The sequence below is a fragment of the Bradyrhizobium sp. 139 genome (assembly GCF_023074175.1).
GTDB lineage: Bacteria > Pseudomonadota > Alphaproteobacteria > Rhizobiales > Xanthobacteraceae > Bradyrhizobium.
Genome location: NZ_JADPKS010000164.1, coordinates 1 through 1,175 on the forward strand (window position 1 = coordinate 1; position 1,175 = coordinate 1,175).

Consider the following 1,175-nt stretch of genomic DNA (forward strand, 5'->3'; position numbering starts at 1 on the left):
ACTAGTTCCAGCGCAGCAAGTAGGCCTACCCCGCGCACATCTCCCACGAATGGCAATTCGGCGAGTTGCCTAAGTCCATTCTGAAATGGCGCTTCCAGTCTCGCTGCATTGCCGATGAGATCGCGCTCCTCGATAATCTTCAAATTCTCCAGTGCAACGGCCGTGACGACGGGGTGCGCTGACGCGGTGTATCCATGAGCGAACGTGCCAATCTTGTGACTATTATCGGCGATTGGATTGTAGATGGCTTCGCCAAATAGAACTGCGCCGAGAGGCAAATAGCTCGATGTGATTTGCTTTGAGACCGTTACAATGTCCGGGGAAAAGCCGTACTTCTTGAACGCGAAGGTGGTGCCAACTCGGCCAAACCCAGTAATGACTTCATCAGCAACCAGCAGGATGTCATATTTGCGACATAGAGCTTCGATGCCGCGCCAATAGCCTTCTGGGGGCGGAAACACTCCTCCGCCACCCATCACAGGCTCGCCTATGAACGCCGCGATCGTTTCCGGTCCTTCTCGCAGTATTGTCTCTTCCACTTCAGCGAGCAGGCGTTGAGTGAACGCTGCTTCAGTCTCGCCGTTCTTTGCGAAGCCGTAGTAGTGCGGACAGGTTAGATGAATCACTGGAATGGCGGGTAGATCGAAATCCCTATGATTTGCCGGGAGGCCAGTTAGGCTACCGGCGCCAATGGTGATCCCGTGATAAGCCTTCTGACGCGCCAAAAACTTCTTCTTTTTAGGGCGGCCCAAGGCGTTGTTCATGTACCAGACAAGCTTGATCACCGTGTCATTAGCTTCCGACCCGGAAATTCGTGTAGAATACCCTTGATAGGCGCGCGTCAGCCGCCATCTCAATCAGCTTGTCAGACAAACGGATCGACGGCTCGTGTGATTTGCTGAAGAAGATGTGGTAGAATGGCAACTTCTCCATTTGTTGCATTGCAGCTTGGCTAGTCGCTTTTCGCTAAACCCGACGGCAACCGACCACAAGCCTGACAAGGCCTCAATGTACTGCTTGCCGTCAGTGTCGTAGACATAGATTCCGTCGCCGCGGTCCATGATAAGTGGACCCGTCTTTTCCAATGCGCGAGCATCGGTGGACGGGTGGAGCGAAGTTGCTAGGTCCATTGCGACTAGCGAATTTGATTTCGTCATCTCATACCTCTGAGGCCA

1 pseudogene is annotated in these 1,175 nt (G+C 53.4%); it reads right to left on the minus strand.

The features are described 5' to 3' along the window. Positions 1-1,157: pseudogene (locus IVA80_RS34945) on the minus strand (aminotransferase); the annotation flags it as partial. Between the last annotated feature and the right edge of the window lie 18 nt (positions 1,158-1,175).